Below are 18718 nucleotides of genomic sequence, written 5' to 3' on the forward strand. Positions count from 1 at the left end.
ATCAGCACGAAACCAGGCAATCGGATTAGAGTGAATGCATGAGCGGGCAAACCCAGACCGAAGCATGGGCACACCGGGCCGCGACGGCGGAAAGCGCGGTAAATTCCCGGTTTGGCCGCCGACTCCTGATCATCCCGGGTACCTGGTTGGCTAAGATTGCTGCCCCTGCGCAGCGAAACCTGGAATGGCTTACTGGTGGCAAGCTCATTATCTGGATTGCCTTCTAGATGCCGGTTGGCGCAAGCTCCAAACCGGCAAACAGCCTAATTTACACCGAGCTCAAGCCTTGTTACGCAGCATCAAGCTCCGCAATTTCTTTCGACTCAGTAATAGTTTTTATGACGATATGGCGTGGCTGGCGCTGGCGGCCGGCAGAGCCGAGCAGCTCTCACTACAAGCCACTGGCAGGTCTTTCCCGGGTGCAAACCGGGCTGTACGAACGTTGGGCCGGCAGCTAATTCAAGGCTTCAGCACTGAACCGGGCTGCGGTTTGTTTTGGTCTAAGCGGCGTGACTTCAAAAACACGCCGGCCAACGGACCAGCAGCGCTATATTTCGCGCGCGTCGGCGACGTGCAACGAGCTCAGCAGCTTCTCGACTGGCTCTACTCCAACCTCTGGGATACCGAACGTGGTTTGTATCTGGATGGAATCCACCTCAGATCGACCGGGCCAGAACGCGAAGAAACGGTCTGGACTTATAACCAAGGACCGGTCCTTGGTGCGCTGTGTGCAGTGCCAACTGACAGCAATCTAGACCGGGCCGCTGAGGTGGTGGCCGGCGTCGAACGCGGATTGAGCTCGGATGGCGCAATTTTGTTGCATGGCGATGGCGACAGCGGGCTATTTACCGGAATCTTGGTTCGCTATCTGGCAGTTGCGGCCCGGAATCAGGCGCTACCGGCCCGGACCCGAGCCACTGCCGCGAGTTTGGTCTTCACAACCGCCGAGGCGATCTGGGCCTCCCGCTCCGCCGAAGACGTCTTTACCAAGGATCTGCAGCTCCGTGCTGATCAGTCGTATCCGAATCAGACGCCGGTGCAACTTTCGACCCAGCTACAGGCCTGGATGATTTTTGAATCCGCGCACCAACTGGCTCAGACCGAAACGCGTCTGCCACCAGAACTAACGACACAATAGCGAGCGAAAGCGACAGCCCCGCAAGTACATCGGTGAGCCAGTGATGGCCCAGATACAGTCGGCTGAATGAGATCGCGAAAATCCCGACGACGGCGACTGCCGCCCAAACAGCGCGGCGGCCAACTTCCGTATTCCTGCTGATCAGCAAGTAAGCCAACACGATGAAAAAGACGCCCGCCGCCAGAGCATGCCCGGAGGGAAAAGAATACGAGGTGCTGATACCGAACAGCATGTCTTTCGCTGGCGGCCGAGGCCTGGCAATGGCTAGCTTGACGAAGGTACTGGTCAACGCCACTACCCCCATGGCTAAGGCAAGCAACACCGGTCGCCAAATTTCGCGCCGGAGCAAAGCCCAGAGCCCCGCGAGCACAATAACAATCACGGTGAACCAGAGCGGGTTCGCCGCGGTGGTGATTATTCCTAACAGCTGCGTCGCCCAAGGCACCCGGATGGTTTGTAGCCACTCAAGTAGCGGCTTATCGTAAACGGTAAGGCCCGAATTTTCTGCCACCATGCCCCACAAAACAAAGAAACCCGTCAACCCGACGATGAATAAAACTCCCGCCCAGATCAAAAGGGCGCGGTTCGGGGTCGCTCGGCGCGAAGTTGAAAGCATCCGTCTATTCTGCCTTGGAAAACTGGGCAGATCCTATGGTGCCTGCCGGTGATTCGGCGGGCTGAGCACTATTCGCCAGCCGGTTTATCCCGTTGCGGGTATGGCGCTTCATAGCGCGCGAGCATCTCAACAAAACCAGCTATCTTTCGCTGGCGACCAGCTTCTGTCTTGAGTTGGCTGAGCCGGAAATACATCGCGAAGCGGTTTTTGGTGTTGAGCACATCGAGCATCTTTTGTGCTCGATGGTTAGCCGAAATAGCTTCGAGCAAGTCTGCGGGCAACTCCGAATCACTCTGGGTTGCATAAGCCATCTCCCAACGACCATCGGCTTTTGCTGCTTCTACCGCCGCCCAACCGGCTTGCGCCATTTTGCCTTCAGCTTCCAACCGAGCAATGTGCTCAGTATTTCGCACCGACCACGAGCTTTTTGGCCCGCGTGGCGTCCAGCGCTGAAAAACACTTTCGGCATCGCGGCGTTTGGCCTGGCCGTCGATCCAGCCAAAGCACAGCGCCTCATCGAGCGCGCTGGCGTGAGTTATCTCGGTGACAGTGCCACCTTTTTTATGTAGCACAAGCCACACACCAGGACGGCTCGCGTGATTTTCAGTGAGCCACTCGCGCCATTGCTCGGCATTTTGCACCAATAATTCGGGGACTTCTGCAGCCATGCCGCCACATTACCGTTTCCGACCGCTACCGAACAGAGTTCAGCTGAGCCAATAGCCGCGTTCATGCATCACCTGCGCCAGCAGGTCGGCCCGATCGGTCATCACACCGTCCACGCCCAAGTCAAAGAGCCGGTGCATATCTGCCTTGTCGTTGATGGTCCAGACATGCAACTTCAAGCCCCATAAATGCGCTCGATGAATGGATTTTCTACTCACTACCCGAAGGACCCCGGCGCGCTCGGGCACCTGTAAGCAATCGACGTCGTGCAGTATTCGCTTCAGCCAACGCCGTGGCAGCCAGGCGGAAAAGAGCAGAAAAGCCGCAATCGATAGCATCCCGCCTGACGAGGCAGTGCGCTTGCTCAGTCTGGCCAACACCGCGCGGCGACGCGAGTCTGAAAATGATGCGATACAAATTCGATCATGCAACGAATACCGCTCAATGACATCCACTAACGGCACCACGCCAGCAGCATCTTTGACATCAAAATTGATTTTGGTTCCGGGCAACGCGGCAACCAAATCTTCGAAACGCGGAATAACTTCCGTGCCATTGATTCGGAGCCGGGAAAGTTCCGCAAAGGTGTGTGCAGAAATCTTGCCTTTACCGTTAGTAACTCGGTCTAAGACCTCGTCGTGGAACACCGTCAGAGCTAGTTCGCAGGTCCGTTTCAACGTGCCGAAAGCCCAATGCGACGGCGGACTGAAAGCTAGGCAAGGAATTCTCAATATTCGTGCCAGTCATCGAAAACCCACGATGCGCGAAGGCCAATGGAACAGCCGAGTCTAGATAAGGCAAAGGCCCAGTTGTGTTCACGCGGCAAGCGTACCAAGCTACGGGGGCTAGAAGCGCCGCCAAAGCAATCTGGAACTTTCTAGCCTTGCTGTTGGGCCAAAAGCTGCTCAATCACTTGCGCCACGCCGTCGTCGTCGATCCCAGGCGCCACCAAGTCAGTGGCCGCCAAAGCAGACTCGTGCCCGCTAGCCATCGCGTAGCCGCGCCCGGCCCAGGCGAGCATTTCGACGTCGTTAGGCATGTCCCCGAAAGCAACTACCGCCTCGGCCGGGATGCCGCGAGAAGCTGCAAACTCGCTCAAGGTTGCAGCTTTGTTGACGCCGACCTTGGACATTTCCAATAAGGCGATATCCGGTGCTGAATGCGTGGCATCCACCCATTGGGCGGCGGCGGGCCGGACCTTTGCTAAAAATTCATCCGCGTTTGAGTCCAGTGTCTTAGCCAATAGCTTCAACACGCCACATTCTGCGCGTAACGAATCTGCCAAAAGCTGGGGCTCTATCGCCTTCAATGCCGCCGGTGCGGTCTCTCAAACAAACCCTGGTTCAATGAACAATCCGTCGATGGCCTCGGCGGCAAAACTAGCCGAAGCCACCACCTCTTTAATCGCCTGGCGAGCCGCCAAAACGTCTGCAATTGGCAAACATTTAGTACTGAGCACCCGCTCTTCAGCCAAATCGTAAACCAGCGCGCCATTGGAGCAGATCCCTGTTCCCACGTGGCCAATTTGCTCACGCAGCGGATCCAACCAACGCGGAGGACGACCCGTCACAAAGACAACTTCGACGCCGGCTGCAAGCGCGGGCTGGAATGCAGCCACGGTGCGTGGACTAATTTTCCCGTCGTGGTTGAGGATCGTTCCGTCGATATCGCTTGCGATCAATTGCATAGCTTCAGGTTATCCGTGCTTCAGATGGCTCAGCGACCGCGACGCCTTCTTGATAACTGGCCGAGGCAAAGCCGACCAGTAATAAATAGAGTCGTGAGGCCACAAAACCGCCAGTAATGATCCAAAAAACTGGCGCAGCGCCTAGCCAAAGCACTAAAGCCCCGCCCAGCGGTGCACCAACGACAATCATCGCGCGATTAATCGAACGCATCGTGGCGCTCATCCGGCCATGTAGTCGTCTCGGCGTCAGAATCACGCGATAGGCCAACTCATGCGCACCGCTCATCCCGAAACCCAAACCATAGATGAACTGACCTGCGATCAAAGGCAGCCATAATTGCCATACGGCATTGGGCGCGCTGGTGGACGTCACACCAGAGGTTGCCTGCAGCGCAATCAAGGCAAAGCCGAGGGCATCAAAGGCGCCGGAAAGCATGATGGTTTTGCCTGGGCCAAGCCAATGACCCAATCGTGTGGTGAGTGCAGTACTCACCGTTGCACCGACGCCAACTCCGGTAAAAATCAGGCCCGCAGCGGCCGCATCAAGATGCAGCGTCAGGGTCAGATAGGCGATGAAGACCGTACCTGCCATCGCGTTGAAGATAAACCAGACGTGCGAGCTTATTGCCAAAGGACGCCGCCGAGGATGCGTGTAGACCCAGCGCACCCCTTCACTGATTTCGCGCGGCAAATTCAGTTTGGCCCGCGGCTCTGAAATTTCTGGTGCCATAAGGTTTTGCGCTCTGATTCGCCAGATCACTAACGCCGAAAAAACATAAGAGAGCGCATCGACTAAAAATGCCAACGGAATCCCGATCATTTTGATCAGGCCACCAGCAAGCAATTGTCCTGTGGCTTGTGCAACCGCGTCGCTTTGTTCAACTCGGGCGTTCGCTTTGTGCAAGAGTTCTCGCGGTACGAGTTGCGGCAAGTAGGTCTGGTGCTCGGTGTCGCCAATCAGCGAAAACGCGCCGAAAACAACCATCGCCACGATCAACATCGGTACGGTCAGCACGCCAAGCAATCCCGAGAAGCTGATGAAGCCAAGTGCGCCCGCTCGCAGTAGATCCGCAACAATCAGCAGCCTGCGCTGCGGCAACCTTTCCACTAACGTGCCGGCGATCAAGCCCAGAAAGACGTATGGCAGCCATCTGGCAGCGTTGACCAACCCCAGTTCTAGCTCGCTTTGACCAAGCTGCACCGTGACCAGAAACCCCAGCGCCAAGGTGGTGATGTAGGTGCCAAAACTGGACACTGTGGCCGCGCTCCAGAGCAGCATAAAAGACCGGTGTTCGCGAAGCTTCATCGCGCCTCCGTGTCTTATCGAGTCTCGCCGCAAGCCAATGAACTATTCAGCTAAGTTAATGAGAAAAAGTACCAATCATTCGGGCCCGGGCAATGCCGTGGCTGAAGATATTGAAGCCCAGGTAGGCGCAGGAACCTTCAGCAGGTACATCTAATGCCTCAACATCGAGCGCATGTACCACCACCATGTAACGGTGCGAGCCGTGCCCAGCTGGCGGTGCCGCACCCACGTAGCCCGGCATGCCGGCGTCGTTTTTGAGCGTCACGGCACCCAACGGCAAAGCCTGCGACTGCGGCGTCCCGGCACCGGCCGGCAAAGACGTGGTGGACGCCGGAAGGTTGAAAACTGCCCAGTGCCAAAACCCACTCGCGGTAGGCGCATCGGGATCATAGGCCGTTAGGGCGAAGCTCTTTGTGTCTGCCGGGAAATCCGACCAGCTCAATTGGGGTGACTCATCCGATCCACCCGCGCCCATCACGCCGGAAACCTGAGCCGTTGGCAAGACATCGCCGTCTTTGAATGACTCGCTGCTCAGCGTAAAACCGGGCAACTGCGGCAGGTCTGCATAAGGGTCATAACTAATCATGATTTACCTTCCAAAATTGTGGAGCTCATCTTTAGTTGGCGGATTCGCCCCTGGTCGAGAAACGGTGATTGCCGCCGCATGTGCCGCAATGTTCAGGATGTCAGCTAAATCTTGCTTGCCTATCGCGCGCAGCTGCTCTCTACGCTGAGCTCCATCAAGCTCACGGTCAACAATCGCGCCAATCAAGGCCGCCATAAATGAATCACCGGCACCCACGGTATCTGCGACTTGGACCGCTGGCACATCTGCTGTCACTTCGGCTGCAGCAGCAACAGCCCAAGGACCACCTTCGCCTCGAGTAACCACAACAAGAGCAGGGCCATCTGGGTATCCCAGCCAATTGCGTGCAGAATCGAGCGGATCGGACTCTGGATACAACCAATGCAAATCTTCATCGGAAGCCTTGACCACATCAGCGAGCCGTACGAATTTCTCGGCTCGCTCACGAGCTTCGGCAACATTTTTGATGATGGACGGGCGGCAGTTCGGGTCGTAGGAAATCGTGGCATGTCCGCGTGCCGCGAGCACCGCTTGGTACACCGCGTCTGCGCCCGGCGATAGCATTGCAGCGATCGATCCGGTGTGCAGCAAAGTTGTCGCTTGAAGTTGTTCCGATGTGACCTCAGGCAGCGTCCAAGCCAGTTGAAATTGATAACTCGCAGCGCCGTCCGCATCGAGATTTGCCCGCGCAACACTGGTGGCCAATGCATCGGCGGCCAGCGGAGTCAGCACTGAATTTCCGTGCAAGTGTGCGGCAATGAGTTCACCGTAGGCGTCCTGGCCGTAGCGGCCAAGGAACTCCACTGGATGACCTAATCTGGCTAGTCCCACCGCAACGTTGAGTGGGCTGCCACCAACGTGCGGCACTGGTTCCGCGCCGGGATGTACAACTTCGTCGATCAGGGCTTCACCGATGACTGTCAGCATGCTGCAACTCTATCTTTTGCCTGCGACAGGATGCACAGTTGATCAGAGGACTAAGTGCGGGCGCAGCAGTTAAAGAAGGCGAAAACATGTCAGAGACAACGGCAGATAAAGGGCGGGACGAACGGTTCGAGCGAGGTATGGCAATGCTCAACCAAGTAAGCGGCGACGGCGGTGGCCAGCAAGTCGTTGATTCGCTTGCCGGAATCTCGCCCGAGTTAGGTCATCAGATTGTGGCCTGGGGTTTCGGTGAAATCTATAGCCGCCCACAGTTGGCACCGCGTGACCGCCAGTTAGTCACGTTAGGTATGTTGACGGCTTTGGGCGGCTGTGACCCGCAACTCGCTGTGCATGTAAATACTTCGCTCAACGTCGGTTTGACGCCCGATGAAATCATCGAAGCGCTGCTCCAGTCCGCCGCCTATTGCGGAATTCCCCGAGCCATCAATGCCACGTTCATAGCCAAGAAGGTCTTCGAAGAACGCGGTGTGCAGATCAGCACCGATTGAGGTTATTGGATTCGCTGGATGAAACGAGCGGACTGGCTAAGGCGGAGCTGATAGTCCGCACCGGCGAAGCCACGCCCTACGCGAATATTTTCGTTACGCTCCGGAGTGGCCTTCTAAACCGTCATCAACGAGCGTCGGCAAACCGTTCTGCCGCCTCGAGGATGAGTTGAGTCGTTTTTGCACTGCCCTGATGCCCAGCTTCCGAAACAATATGTAGCTGAGCCTCAGACCATTCTTGAGCCAGCAACCAAGGCACGTCTGCCGGGCCGCTGATATCTAGCCACCCATGAATCAATACGCCTGGGATCCCGGCGAGTTTGTGCGCGTTTCGAAGCAGTTGATCTTCTGCCAACCAGCCGGCGTGGTGAAAATAGTGCGTGACCAAGCGGGCAAAAAGCATCCGGAAATCCGGGTCTTGAAATCGTTTGTATGGTGTGAATCCCGGCGCTAAGGACAACACGGCGTCCTCCCACAGGCACCAATCCAGAGCGGCTTGTTTCTGCACAGCTAGATCGCCATTTTGGTTCAGCAACTGGTAGTAGGCCGCGACCAGATCGCCGTCACGCTCCGCTTCTGGAACGCCGTCCCGGAATGCATGCCATTGCTCGGGTACAAATCGGCCAGCTTCATGGGCAAGCCAATGCACATCGGCGGGCCGCGTCATCGTCACCGAAACCAGAATCATCGCTCGCACCCGCTCCGGATATTGCTGCGCGTAGGCGAGGCCAAGCGTAACTCCCCAGGAGCCGCCCCAGAGTACCCAGCGGTCCACGCTAAGTAGCGTACGCAACTGCTCAATATCGGCAATCAGATGACTCGTGGTGTTGTTGGATAAATCCAATGACGGATCGCTGGCTAACGGCCTACTATGCCCGCAATTGCGCTGGTCCATCTGCACAATTCGATATTTTGCTGGATCCCAATTTCGCCTACCACCCGGCGTCGTACCTGAACCTGGGCCACCATGCAGGACCAAAACTGGTGTGCCCTGTGGGTTACCGCTGACTTCCCAGCAGATCTGATTTCCATCACCGGTATCCATCATTCCGGTTTCATACGGTTCAATTTCTGGATAGCGTTCCATGGTTCTCCTCAGATATAACAGCGCTGTTATAGTTTAGCCATGGAGTCCACAGATCTCATAGGCACTCGGCTAAAACAAGTCCAAGACTTGCTCGACGGCGGGCTTGCCCAGGTGTACGCCGAGCTAGGCTTACCGGGTTTTCGGCCGCGCTACACCCCAGTACTAAAGGTTCTGGACAGCGCAGACGGCCAATCCATTCGAGACTTAGCCGAGGCCGTGGGCGTAACTCATTCAGCGATGAGCCAGACCGTTGCCCAGCTCTTGCGCGACGGTCTAGTTTCGAGTGAAGCAGGGTCTGATGCACGCACGCGATTGGTGCAACTAACTCCGGCGGCTCGGCAGATCATGCCCATTTTGAATCGAGAATGGCAGCTAACCTCGATTCTGGCCCGCGAATTAGAAGCAGAAATGAGTGTGCCGCTGAGTCAAGTTATGGACGAGGTACTGGCGCTGCTGATACAACGCCCGTACGCCGAAAGGGCAACCGCCGCATCAGCGCGGCTTCAGGGCTGAAGCCGCGCAGGTCGATTAGAGATAAGGCCTAGTTATCAGTTCGATCGCGTGGCCAGCTGGGTCCTTGAAATAGACGCCTCGGCCGCCGTGTTCCGTATTGGTTTCGCCGACGCGCTGCATTTGCGGATCGGCCCAATGTTCCACACCAGCTGCTTTCAGGCGTCCGTAGGCCCGATCAAAATGCTCGTCATCAACAAGATACGCGTAGTGCTGCATCTGAATCTCGACCGGTGGCGCAGCGAATTGCAACAGCACACCGCCGTCCAACTGAATATTGCGGAAAGGCCCCCAAGCTGGAGCCTCAGGCAACTCAAAGAGCTCGCAATAGAAATCTATTGATTCGCCGCTGTCCTTCGAGGCGATAATTGTGTGGTTAAAGGTGACAGTAATAATTAGCTCCTGGGTGAACACCGCGCTGCGGTATAGACACTATGCAATCAGAGGAATTCAGCGAGGACAACCATTTCTTGCACTTGATCCCAGCTGCTATACATGTATAATCTAGATCTTATAGCAACTCGAAGGAGCTTGGCCATGAGTCAGCTAAACCTGCGTGTCGATGAGCAAACCAATGCTCGTTTACAAAATCTCGCTGAGCGAACTGGTCGCTCTAAGTCTTTCTATGCAACTGATGCGCTCAAACAGTATTTAGATGAGCACGAAGACTTCTTCTTAGCCAAGGACGCGCTCGAGGAATTCACTCAGTCAAACGATGAGATTGTCTTGCACGAAGAAGTTGACTGGGATTCGCTGGGCGAATGACCTATCGAATCGCCTACACGCCGCGGGTCATCAAGGATCTAAAGAAATTAGATAAGCAGACCGTTCGACGAGTGAAAGATTTTTTTGACCGCCTGAATCGAGACAATCCTCGATCACTTGGAAAGGCACTGGTCGGCCAAGATTTCTGGCGGTATCGAATTGGGGATCATAGGATCCTGGTTGCCATTCAAGACGACGTACTTACCGTTTTAGTTGTGAAAGTTGCGCATCGCCGCGAAGTTTATAAAGAGCGCTAGCTCAATGCCCGCAACGCCAGCTCTCGGCACTTTGCCCAGGCCGGCGTCGAAACGTCGATCAGGGCAAAATGGTCGCCGGGAACCGCAATTAACTCAACTGGATCGCCAGCAGACTTTGCTGCGGCCGCGTAGTCTTTGGAAATCTGTGGCGGGACAGTAGTGTCCATCTCGCCGTAAACAACATCTACTGGGATCCCCAGCGGTAGTTGCTGCATGGGGTCCGCCAACCGGTATTGCACATCCGACGGCGATCCGCCGAGCAGATTGACCACAGCACCATCGCTCAGATTCAGCTCGCGCGCGGCCTTGAGATCCAACACTCCAGATTGACTGACGACGGCGGTCGCCAAGATTTTCGGCGCAGCACCTGGCGTGCCAGCGGGCAACTTCGCCCGACCGCCAGCCCAAGCGGCAAGCTGCCCGCCAGCTGAATGCCCCACCAGTACTACCTTCGCGGTGTCTACGCCCAAGTCGGCCAGCTTGTCGATCGCCGCGGCGACATCCTCGAAAGTTGCCGGCCAGCCGCCGCCATTTCCGGCTAGACGATACTCAATATTCCAGGCTGTTATGCCATGTGCCGCCAAATCTGCGGCTAAAGGTTTGCCCAATTCAGCGCCGTAGGTAGAGCGCCAATAACCACCATGGATCACCACAGCAACGCCAGCAACTGACGCCGATCCAGTAGGCAGATAAAGCTCCCCGTATTGCGCGGAATCGTTCCCATAAGCGAACTTCTGCATCCCAGATTTCCTCTCCGAACTACCGCATCCACTCAGGGCGATAACTCCGGAGGCAGCAAGAAAAAGCCGTCGAGATACCGTCATGAGAAAGCCTTCACGCCATTGATCATAATATTTGCAGCGATGTTAGGCTCCGAATATGGAATTCCTTGTGCTCTCCGAACGCGATTTGGTTAATTTTTCCTTGGCTGATTTTGAGCCATATATCCCCGGCGAAACCAATACCATTCGTCGGCTTTACGGCGAAGGGAAAGTCCGAAACATTTGGCTACGCGGAGATACCAGAGGGGTTTGTTTCATCCTTGAAGCACAAGACGCCGCTGAAGCTCAAGCAATCATCGATGCCTTACCACTGGCCCAGGCCAAGATGTCCAGCTTTCAGCTCATCCCGCTCAACCCTTATGGCGGTTTTGCACAGCAACAGTGATCCAAGCTGATTCTGTCTTGGCGCGATGCTAGGCTCCCACTGGAAGGGAGCATGAATGAGCACGCAATGGGACCGATTGGATGAGCGGTTACAGCCAACAGTCGCTGCGAACGTAGCCGTTTACGAGCGGATTCGGCCTGCCCTCGAAGCAGTCACTGCAGACGTTGAGGCTCGGATTCGGGCCATGTTCCACGACGTCGAGGTCAAACCGCTTTTTGTCTCCAGCCGCACTAAGTCCGTTGAGTCCTTTCGAGAAAAGGCTTCTAGGACTCTTGAGGCGGATGGCGAACAAGTGCTCCAGTTCCCGGATCCGCTGCGAAATTTGATTGATCTTGTCGGCGTCCGGGTAATCACCACGTTGCCCAACGAGAACGCTGCCGCGGCAAACCTCATCAAACGTCGACGCGCAATTTTCGATTGCCGGGGTGACCGAGAAAAAGACATTGGCTCCATTGAGTCCGGCACCTACGGCTATTCAAGCAGGCACTTGATTCTGCGTACCATTCAAAACGAGGCGGTCCGGGCCTATCAAGAAGCCCTCTATGCCGAAGGTAAACCGAACGGTAGCTACCTCTTTGAATACCAGATCCGTACCGGTTTTGCGCACGCATGGAGCGAGATCGAGCATGATATTCGCTTCAAAGCAGAAGATCGCCGCGCTTGGAGCCCCTACTTTGATCGGCAGTTCACCGCGACGGCGGCCATGTTAGAGACCGTCGACAGCACCTTTTCGGATTTGCACGAGCGTTATGAAACGGTCACTAGTTTTTGGGATGAAGCTGGTGAAGGTGGCACCGCGCTTTCGCCAGAACGGATCAAATACATCTGGCAGACATTATTGCCCCACGTAGACCGCAAATCCGATGACGACTGGGGCTGGGCAACGGAGCTGCTTGCCGCGCATGGACTTGTGCGGACGGTCGATCTTGCCGCGCTACTTCAGTCCGCATCGATATCGCATGTTCGCAAGGCCCTGGATCACCGATACTCCCCCGGACCAGACCGGCTGCTCGACGATCTCTTGCTGTGGCGTTACGGTCCAGAGCATATTGAACTCACCGCTGCGGACGACGAAAGCCGCCGGGACAGTCTGCAAAGGCGATGGCGGCAAATGCAGAGCTATCGGAGCACTGCAACGCTTTAGCCAGAAAACGGGTGGTGTTTAGCTGGAAATAATCCAGCCAAACACCACCCGTTCATCCGTATTCGAGTTACTCGTTGTTGCTCTGAGCTGCCGCAGCAGCATCCGTGTCCGCTTGAGCTTTCGCCAGGCCAACAAGAAGATCCGCCTGAATCAGGCCAGTGCCCACCCGCGTTGGGCCGTAGCCATCAGCAGCCGATGTTGTGGCGTTGCCGGAGGCAATCCACTCCCTGATTTTTGCGGGCGTTGCGGCAGGGTAAGCCGAAACTGCCATCGCTACCGCACCGGCGACCGCGGGAGCCGCCGCACTAGTGCCGTAAAAAGCAGCAAATCCCTGCACGGTGGTGGCCACGCCGTCGGGCGCCATCACCTCGGGCTTATTGCGCACTTCCGCGTTGGCTAGCGCCACCCCGTTTTGATTGAAGTACTGCGTCACCGGGCCGCGTGAGCTGAAGCTCTCTGGAACCGTTGGCGTGGACCATTTCGCAGCGGCAACTGCGATGACGTCTTTTGCCGATGAGACACCGGCGTTGAGCGTAATTGCATTGCCGAAGCCGGCTACAAAATCCTGGTTTGACCGCAAGCGAAACAACGGAGGCGCTGGCGTGCCGCGTTTATGTTAAATTTGCGCATAAACATCAACCGCTGCACCAGTGGTGTTGATGTAGCTGACACCTTCTTGCGGAATTCCAGACGCCACATTATCGGCATCGCTATAGGACGTTGCCGTCAACAGCGCACCGGTCGAGTCGACCAATCGCAAGCCGAGATCACTTTGCGCGTTACCCCAGCCTTCCTTCCACTGCAGGTCGTAATTCACTTTTCCCTTCACCGGGATAGTAGCGATCTTTTTAGTCGTGACACCATTGCCGAAATCTTCCAGCTCCGGCGCGACTGGCTTATTTGGATCGGCTTCCTGCGCATCGGGATCCGCGACGAAGTTCGGAGCAGTCTCGAATGCCGAATTGCCACAACGATTACCAGCGGAAGCAACATAAATCACGCCTTGAGCTATCGCATTATTGGCAGCGATTGCGGCAGCGCCATCTTGGTAAACCGGATCGGAAAGGTTGTAAATGTCGTCCGCGATAACCTTGACGCCTTCGTTGACCAAGCTGTTGATAGCTGCGGCCTTGCCGATTCCGCCCGAGGTTGAAAACGCAAGTTTCGTGATCCCCGGCGCTTCATCGTAAATGATCTGCGCCATCGCCTGACCCTCGTCAGTTGCAGTCGCAGAACCCTCACGCAAAATCTTGACAGTGGCCGGCAAATCGCCCGAGTCCTGCGCCGCCTTCAGGCCAGGGACGGCCTTTTTCTGGCCGGGATTATCCGGATCATCTACCTGAACGGTTTTGATATTGAAGGAATCAGAAATGACTCCAACATAGACGCCCGCGCCATTGGCTGACACGGGCTTTGCCGCGGTAGTTTGCCGAGCCTCAGGGCCCTTAATCGCGGCGTCACCCTGCGAGGTCACCGAACCTGCATCAGTCGACTGGCCCGAATCGGCCGGAGCCACCCTTTTGACGCCGGGCAGCTTGCCGATCAAGGCTAATTCCTGCGCGGTAACCGAAGTATAAATTGTCGGCAAAGGCCCAGACTCCACCAAACTCAGCTCTTTGAGTCCCTGCCCCTTCAGTCCATCAGCAACCTTTTGCAGACTTCCACGTGCCACCGAAATCTCAACCGGAAATTTGCCCGCTGCATCCGAGAGTTGCGCGGCCGAACCTAACTGCTCACGAACCGTTGCAGCCAAGGCCGACTGCGGCGCAGCGCTGGCTTCGGCAATCACCGCCAATGGAGTCGCGAGAGCCTTGTCGCCAATAGCAGTCTGGCCCGGTTGCGCGTCAGCCGCGTTCGCAATCGTCGAAGCTGCGCTAAGGCTCGCTATAGACATTAGCGAGACCAAGAAAAGCGTTGTGGCCTTCCCATGTATTCGATTCATCTTCAAGCCCTACTTCTTTGCGTTCGCGGCTACGGCGTCGGCCTGTGCCTTAGCCAGCCCAACCAGCAGGTCAGCCTGGATGAGGCCGGAACCTACTCGATTCGCACCATATCCCTGCGCGGCAGGCGTTGTTGCGTTGCCCGAAGTAATCCAGGTCTTGATTTGAGCCGGGGTAGCTGCCGGGTAGGCGGTCAGCGCGAGTGCTGCTGCACCCGCGGTTGCTGGTGCAGCAGCACTCGTACCGGAGAACGCATCGAATCCGTCTACCGTGGTGGCAACGCCGTCGGGCGCCATCACATCCGGCTTATTGATCACTGCCGGAGTTGCCAACGCAACACCATTCTGGTCAAAGTAATGCGTTACCGGACCACGTGAGCTGCACTCTTCCGGCACCGTAGGGGTTGACCAATCAGACGCGGCTGCGGCGATAACACCCTTTGCCGAGGAAACACCGGCATTCACGGTGATTGCGTTACCAAAGCCAGCAACGAAATCCTTATTCGAACGCAAACGCAAAAGTGACGGTGCCGGAGTTCCACGCTTATGCGTGATCTGAACGTAGACATCAACCGCTCTGCCGGTGGTGTTTTTGTAGCTAACGCCTTCCTGCGGAATGCCAGAAGCCACGTCGTCGTCGTCACTGAGCGAGGTCGCGGTCAAAAGCTTGCCTGCCGAGTTGACTAGACGAAGACCTAGGTCACTCTTGGCGGTTCCCCAGCCTTCCTTCCACTGCAAGTCGTAATAGACGCTGCCCTTGTTGGCGATCGTGGCGATTTTCTTATTGGTCACTCCATTGCCGAAATCTTCCAGTGCCGGATTGACCGGTTTTGCGGGGTTCGCTTCCTTCTTACTCTTATCGGCAACGAAGGCCGGCTGAGTCTCGAATGCGGAATTGCCACCACGGTTACCGGCAGAGGTCACATACGAAATCCCGTGCGAGACTGCATTCTCCGCAGCTACCGCGCTTGGGTCATCCTGGTAAACCGGATCGGTGATGTCGTAGATGTCATCCGCAATGACCTTTACACCAGCGTTAACCAAGCGATTTATCGCGACGGACTTGCTTTCCTCTGAGGCGGAAGCAAAGGCGAACTGAGTGATTCCAGGGGCCTCATCGTAGATGATCTGAGCCATCGCCTGGCCCTCATCAGAAGAGTTATTTGGCTCAGCCACGGTATTTGCTGGTCCATCATTGAGAACGTTGACTGTTGCCGGCAAATCTCCAGAAGCCTGGGCAGCTTCGATGCCAGAAACCGTTTTAGTTGCGCCAGGATTGTCTGGATCAGCTACCTCAACTGACTTCCGGTTGATGGAGTCAGAGATAACGCCAACGTAGACGCCCGCGCCATCGGCCGACGTCGGCTTGTCTTTTGTTGTTTTCCGCGCCTCCGGGCCCTTGATAACGGCGTCGCCTTGTGAAGTCACGGCGCCAGCATCTGTTGATTTACCAGCATTAGCTGGCGCTACCCGACGGACGCCGTCAAGCTTGCCAACTGTCTTGAGTTGCTGTGCTGAAATCGAAGTGTGAATCGCTGAAAGCGCGCCGGCATCAACAAGATCCAGTTTGGACAGGCCTAGTTTCCGCAATTCGCCAGCCACCTGCTGCAAAGCGCCCTTGGCCACTGAAATCTCAACGGGAAGTTGACCGGCGGCGTCAGTCACCTTAGAGGCGCTATCTAGTTGTTCCCGAACTGCCGAAGCGAGTGAAGACTGCGGAGCGTCATTGGCCGTAGCGATCGCTGCTAAAGGAGTGGAGAGGGTTTTGTCATCGGGGGCAAAGCTGCTGGAGCCTTGTTCAGCAGCAGCAGCAGTTGCCGTGCCGGAACCTACTGAGAGAGTTGCTGCAGATATCAGTGAAACCAAGAAAAGCGTTGCGGCTTTTCCGTGCAGACGATTCATGGTGTTCCTTCGTGTGGAGGACAAGATTCGACGCCTTTGGTAAGTGCGTTTGAGCGATTCGATTTCACGAAACTGGGAAATACCTGGGTATTATGCACTTAGAACAGCAACGCTTACTCTCGCCGTCCAGCGATCGCCTTCCACAGGTGCCAAATCTACTGAACCGGTTAAGTTTGAGAATAAGAAAGTCTGTCCCTCCTTTTTCGAATTAACGAAATGTGACAACAGTCACCTAGAACCAATCAACAATCATCGGAGCTGCCGCGTTGAACCCATCTTGCGCGAGGGATTCAACGCGGCAGCGCCGATTGAGCGCTACCTGTTTAGGGCGCTGGTGTGATGCTCAGAATTTGCGCTGCATTGCCGGGAGTCTGCCCAGCAAGCACGAATTGACTGGATTGCGCCTGTAAGGCGAAGCCGCTATTTCGATTGACCAGTCGGTATCTCTGCACGCCGTCGACAGAAGTCTTCGATGCTTGAGCCTGCGTGGCATCTGAGGAATTCAGAGCCAAGGTAAGCGGGACATTGTCAGTAACTGGTTGCAAATACCATTGGTCGCTGCCGCCAGGTATACCGTTACCCCCGTTCCCGGCTGCATTGAATCCAGGAAGTACCGGGCCTTGCAGTGCTGCTGAACCGATTGCTCGTCGAGACTCCACAGTACTGCCGCCAAGCTGTAAATAGGCTCCAGTGGCTGAATTCTGCAATCGGTAGAAACCGCTATTGTAGGCCGAATCGGTTTCATCACGGACTGGAACGATCTTCCATAGACTGCTTGGCGAACCCGCGCCTAGCGCTAAAGGCGTGCTTCCCAGCGCCAATTGATAATTGGCCTGCGGATTGATGGTATTTCCTTGCACGTCCAAGGGTAAGCGGCCCTTGGAGTACACAGGCTGCGAAGCGGTGTGTGGAGTTTGGCTGATTGTGGAGGCAGCGCCATTCAAAGCTGAGATCGTGCGGTAGGTTCGGCCGCTGACGTTTTGATTGGTTAAGCTGCCATTATCGATACCGGACAAATAGGAGTTGGTCGTGCCGGCCGGCTGCTTGCCCACCGGGAACCAACTATTAGGTTTGCTCAGATCATCGGTTTCATAAACGTAGCCGTTGTAGCTTACTGTGCGATACCGCTGGGAATAAGCGTCGTAGCTGATGATCGACTCTTCGATCCGGTTTTACTCAACGTATAACCGGTGCGTGCTGGGGTTTTGGAAAATGACATTTCCAGCAGAAACCACCTGTTGCCGAGAATCGCCAGCATCGTTGGTCACCGTAATGACAATCTTCTTTGCCGAATTCGCTTCCACGAGGACGTCCGCCCCAATCGCCGGATCATGGAACTCAACCTTCGGGAGCACATTTCCGCTAGCGTCGCTCAGTGTACCCAGGACTGCATCGGCCTGGTAATTAGTCCCTTGGGCATCGGCGAAACCAAAAACTCCGCTCGAGGAGACTTTTTGATTCGAGAAATTGAGCGTGCTGCCGTCCGCGCCGGTGCCTTGATAGCTCACCAGGTCATTGGCAGCGTTGTATGACGTCTCAATATCTAACGAACTGCCCATTTTTCCGTCTTGCCCACCAAGCCCTGGCTCAGTCCAAGCCCCATTTGCGTACTTGTTCCAGGTGCCCGCAGCCATCTTGCCACTGATCGGCGCACGGGCCATCGAGAACCATTTGGCGAAGCTGGTGTAACCGGGCTTAGTTTTGATCTGCTCGTTATAGAGCAAGTAAAAATACCCGCTGGCTTGGTCAACGAAAAGCCGGACGCCGGCAATTCCGTAGGACCAAGTATTCGCCGGAAACGCGGTGCTATCGGCCACGCCATCGTGCTGATATGGCGATGTGACAATTGCTCCTTGGTAGTTCCAAGTCTGCCCTTTGTCCGAGGAAGTCGCCATCAGGATGCGGTTGTAGTGGATGCCAGTGGCCACCCGCTGCGCCGGGGTGGGGTTGCTAGTGGACCACGGGTTGAACTGGAATTCATCGTTGACAGCTCCATACCAGGTCCCGGTTGCTGGGTCAGTCCAGATGCCGATCACATCATAATGGTCATCTTGATAAAGCGAAGGAGCCGGATTTACCGGCTTCTGATTCACTTTGTAACACAGCGAGCCAGGCAAATTCATATGAGTATTTGCGTCCTTGACCGTGGTGGTGTTGCCTATTCCGCTGTTTACCGTGCCCAGATCAGAATTGGTGAACGTTTTGGTGAACGTTTTGGTGCGTGAGTTGGTCGTGGCGGTATCTGTGGCGTTGTTGTAACCGGAATAGGAGCTAATCCAGTGGAACGCTCCATCGTTGTCGACGAAGGCAGAACCGGCGATGTCGCCACGCAAGCTGCCATTGATCGCCGGGTTGCTGGCGCTGCTGTACTCCGGGAACGGCTGGGTGCCAGCGGCCAAAGCAGCCGGTGCAATACCCAGCGGGAGAATCAAAAGACCAAGCGTGAGCGACGCCAGTCCAACGTTGCGCCGCAAAGGTGATCGGCGGACTATCCATGGAGACATGAGATTACCCTTCA

At 55.9% G+C, this 18718-nt stretch carries 20 protein-coding genes and 3 pseudogenes; 8 read left to right on the plus strand and 15 right to left on the minus strand.

Translation table 11 applies throughout. The features are described from left to right. Positions 1-38: 38 nt before the first annotated feature. Positions 39-227 carry a hypothetical protein gene (locus tag RSAL33209_RS18330; RefSeq protein WP_012243550.1) on the plus strand — a complete coding sequence of 63 codons (189 nt, stop codon included), beginning with the start codon at positions 39-41 and terminating at the stop codon, positions 225-227. Next, complete coding sequence (locus RSAL33209_RS00360) at positions 185-1138, plus strand: glycoside hydrolase family 76 protein (RefSeq protein ID WP_233494237.1); 954 nt, start codon at positions 185-187, stop codon at positions 1136-1138. Before RSAL33209_RS18330 ends, RSAL33209_RS00360 begins: the two co-directional genes overlap by 43 nt. 37 nt (positions 1139-1175) lie before the next feature. On the opposite strand, the pseudogene RSAL33209_RS19455 reads toward RSAL33209_RS00360, so the two are convergent. From RSAL33209_RS19455 to RSAL33209_RS00395, 7 genes and pseudogenes are all read right to left on the minus strand, one after another. Next, positions 1176-1754: pseudogene (locus tag RSAL33209_RS19455) on the minus strand (phosphatase PAP2 family protein); the annotation flags it as partial. A gap of 68 nt (positions 1755-1822) precedes the next feature. Further along, on the minus strand, positions 1823-2422 hold the full coding sequence (locus RSAL33209_RS00370) for a YdeI/OmpD-associated family protein (protein WP_012243552.1): 600 nt from the start codon (positions 2420-2422) through the stop codon (positions 1823-1825). Between the two features lie 39 nt (positions 2423-2461). Beyond that, positions 2462-3167, minus strand: a pseudogene (locus RSAL33209_RS00375) (glycerophosphodiester phosphodiesterase family protein). A 130-nt stretch (positions 3168-3297) separates the two neighbouring features. Next, a pseudogene (locus tag RSAL33209_RS00380) lies at positions 3298-4107 on the minus strand (HAD family hydrolase). 4 nt (positions 4108-4111) lie between these two features. Next, positions 4112-5413 (minus strand): MFS transporter, encoded by a 1302-nt coding sequence (locus RSAL33209_RS00385; protein ID WP_041684235.1) that lies wholly within the window; start codon positions 5411-5413, stop codon positions 4112-4114. 55 nt (positions 5414-5468) lie between these two features. After that, positions 5469-5999 (minus strand): YbhB/YbcL family Raf kinase inhibitor-like protein, encoded by a 531-nt coding sequence (locus RSAL33209_RS00390; protein ID WP_012243557.1) that lies wholly within the window; start codon positions 5997-5999, stop codon positions 5469-5471. A gap of 3 nt (positions 6000-6002) precedes the next feature. After that, entirely contained in the window at positions 6003-6926 is a 924-nt protein-coding gene (locus RSAL33209_RS00395; RefSeq protein WP_012243558.1) for a carbohydrate kinase family protein, read from the minus strand. 86 nt (positions 6927-7012) lie between these two features. Here RSAL33209_RS00395 and RSAL33209_RS00400 point away from each other — a divergent pair, with 86 nt between their 5' ends. Beyond that, positions 7013-7432: a carboxymuconolactone decarboxylase family protein gene (locus RSAL33209_RS00400; RefSeq protein WP_041684903.1), complete on the plus strand. Its 420-nt coding sequence runs from the start codon at positions 7013-7015 to the stop codon at positions 7430-7432. 124 nt (positions 7433-7556) lie between these two features. Here RSAL33209_RS00400 and pip read toward each other — a convergent pair whose 3' ends face one another. Beyond that, a complete protein-coding gene (gene pip, locus RSAL33209_RS00405) occupies positions 7557-8516 on the minus strand; it encodes a prolyl aminopeptidase (protein ID WP_012243560.1) in 960 nt (319 codons plus the stop codon). A gap of 39 nt (positions 8517-8555) precedes the next feature. Between pip and RSAL33209_RS00410 the strand changes: the two genes are divergently transcribed. Continuing rightward, positions 8556-9029: a MarR family winged helix-turn-helix transcriptional regulator gene (locus RSAL33209_RS00410; protein ID WP_012243561.1), complete on the plus strand. Its 474-nt coding sequence runs from the start codon at positions 8556-8558 to the stop codon at positions 9027-9029. A gap of 15 nt (positions 9030-9044) precedes the next feature. Here RSAL33209_RS00410 and RSAL33209_RS00415 read toward each other — a convergent pair whose 3' ends face one another. Further along, positions 9045-9440: a VOC family protein gene (locus RSAL33209_RS00415; RefSeq protein ID WP_012243562.1), complete on the minus strand. Its 396-nt coding sequence runs from the start codon at positions 9438-9440 to the stop codon at positions 9045-9047. A gap of 123 nt (positions 9441-9563) precedes the next feature. Here RSAL33209_RS00415 and relB point away from each other — a divergent pair, with 123 nt between their 5' ends. Next, a complete protein-coding gene (gene relB / locus RSAL33209_RS00420) occupies positions 9564-9791 on the plus strand; it encodes a type II toxin-antitoxin system RelB family antitoxin (protein WP_041684236.1) in 228 nt (75 codons plus the stop codon). Beyond that, positions 9788-10048, plus strand: a complete 261-nt coding sequence (locus tag RSAL33209_RS00425) for a type II toxin-antitoxin system RelE family toxin (RefSeq protein WP_012243564.1) — start codon at positions 9788-9790, stop codon at positions 10046-10048. The genes relB and RSAL33209_RS00425 overlap by 4 nt, the downstream gene beginning before the upstream one ends. Here the strand turns inward: RSAL33209_RS00425 and RSAL33209_RS00430 are convergent. Further along, complete coding sequence (locus tag RSAL33209_RS00430; RefSeq protein ID WP_041684238.1) at positions 10045-10788, minus strand: alpha/beta hydrolase; 744 nt, start codon at positions 10786-10788, stop codon at positions 10045-10047. The genes RSAL33209_RS00425 and RSAL33209_RS00430 overlap by 4 nt on opposite strands. A 139-nt stretch (positions 10789-10927) precedes the next feature. Between RSAL33209_RS00430 and RSAL33209_RS00435 the strand changes: the two genes are divergently transcribed. Both RSAL33209_RS00435 and RSAL33209_RS00440 read left to right on the plus strand, forming a co-directional pair. Beyond that, positions 10928-11215, plus strand: a complete 288-nt coding sequence (locus RSAL33209_RS00435) for a hypothetical protein (protein WP_012243566.1) — start codon at positions 10928-10930, stop codon at positions 11213-11215. Positions 11216-11270: 55 nt separating this feature from the next. Further along, positions 11271-12359, plus strand: a complete 1089-nt coding sequence (locus RSAL33209_RS00440) for a GTP pyrophosphokinase (RefSeq protein ID WP_012243567.1) — start codon at positions 11271-11273, stop codon at positions 12357-12359. Between the two features lie 67 nt (positions 12360-12426). Here RSAL33209_RS00440 and RSAL33209_RS00445 read toward each other — a convergent pair whose 3' ends face one another. The 5 genes from RSAL33209_RS00445 to RSAL33209_RS00465 all read right to left on the minus strand — a co-directional run bounded on the left by RSAL33209_RS00445 (position 12427) and on the right by RSAL33209_RS00465 (position 18704). Further along, positions 12427-12948 (minus strand): S8 family serine peptidase, encoded by a 522-nt coding sequence (locus RSAL33209_RS00445; RefSeq protein ID WP_012243568.1) that lies wholly within the window; start codon positions 12946-12948, stop codon positions 12427-12429. A gap of 27 nt (positions 12949-12975) precedes the next feature. Then, the gene (locus RSAL33209_RS00450; RefSeq protein ID WP_114597549.1) at positions 12976-14301 is read right to left on the minus strand and encodes a S8/S53 family peptidase; all 1326 of its coding nucleotides are present in this window, start codon (positions 14299-14301) and stop codon (positions 12976-12978) included. 9 nt (positions 14302-14310) lie between these two features. Further along, the gene (locus RSAL33209_RS00455) at positions 14311-16200 is read right to left on the minus strand and encodes a S8 family peptidase (protein ID WP_041684241.1); all 1890 of its coding nucleotides are present in this window, start codon (positions 16198-16200) and stop codon (positions 14311-14313) included. A 323-nt stretch (positions 16201-16523) separates the two neighbouring features. Beyond that, a complete protein-coding gene (locus RSAL33209_RS00460; protein ID WP_012243571.1) occupies positions 16524-17252 on the minus strand; it encodes a hypothetical protein in 729 nt (242 codons plus the stop codon). A 120-nt stretch (positions 17253-17372) separates the two neighbouring features. Continuing rightward, positions 17373-18704 (minus strand): hypothetical protein, encoded by a 1332-nt coding sequence (locus tag RSAL33209_RS00465; RefSeq protein WP_145962024.1) that lies wholly within the window; start codon positions 18702-18704, stop codon positions 17373-17375. Positions 18705-18718 lie beyond the last annotated feature (14 nt).

This window comes from Renibacterium salmoninarum ATCC 33209 (genome assembly GCF_000018885.1).
Classification (GTDB): Bacteria; Actinomycetota; Actinomycetes; order Actinomycetales; family Micrococcaceae; genus Renibacterium; species Renibacterium salmoninarum.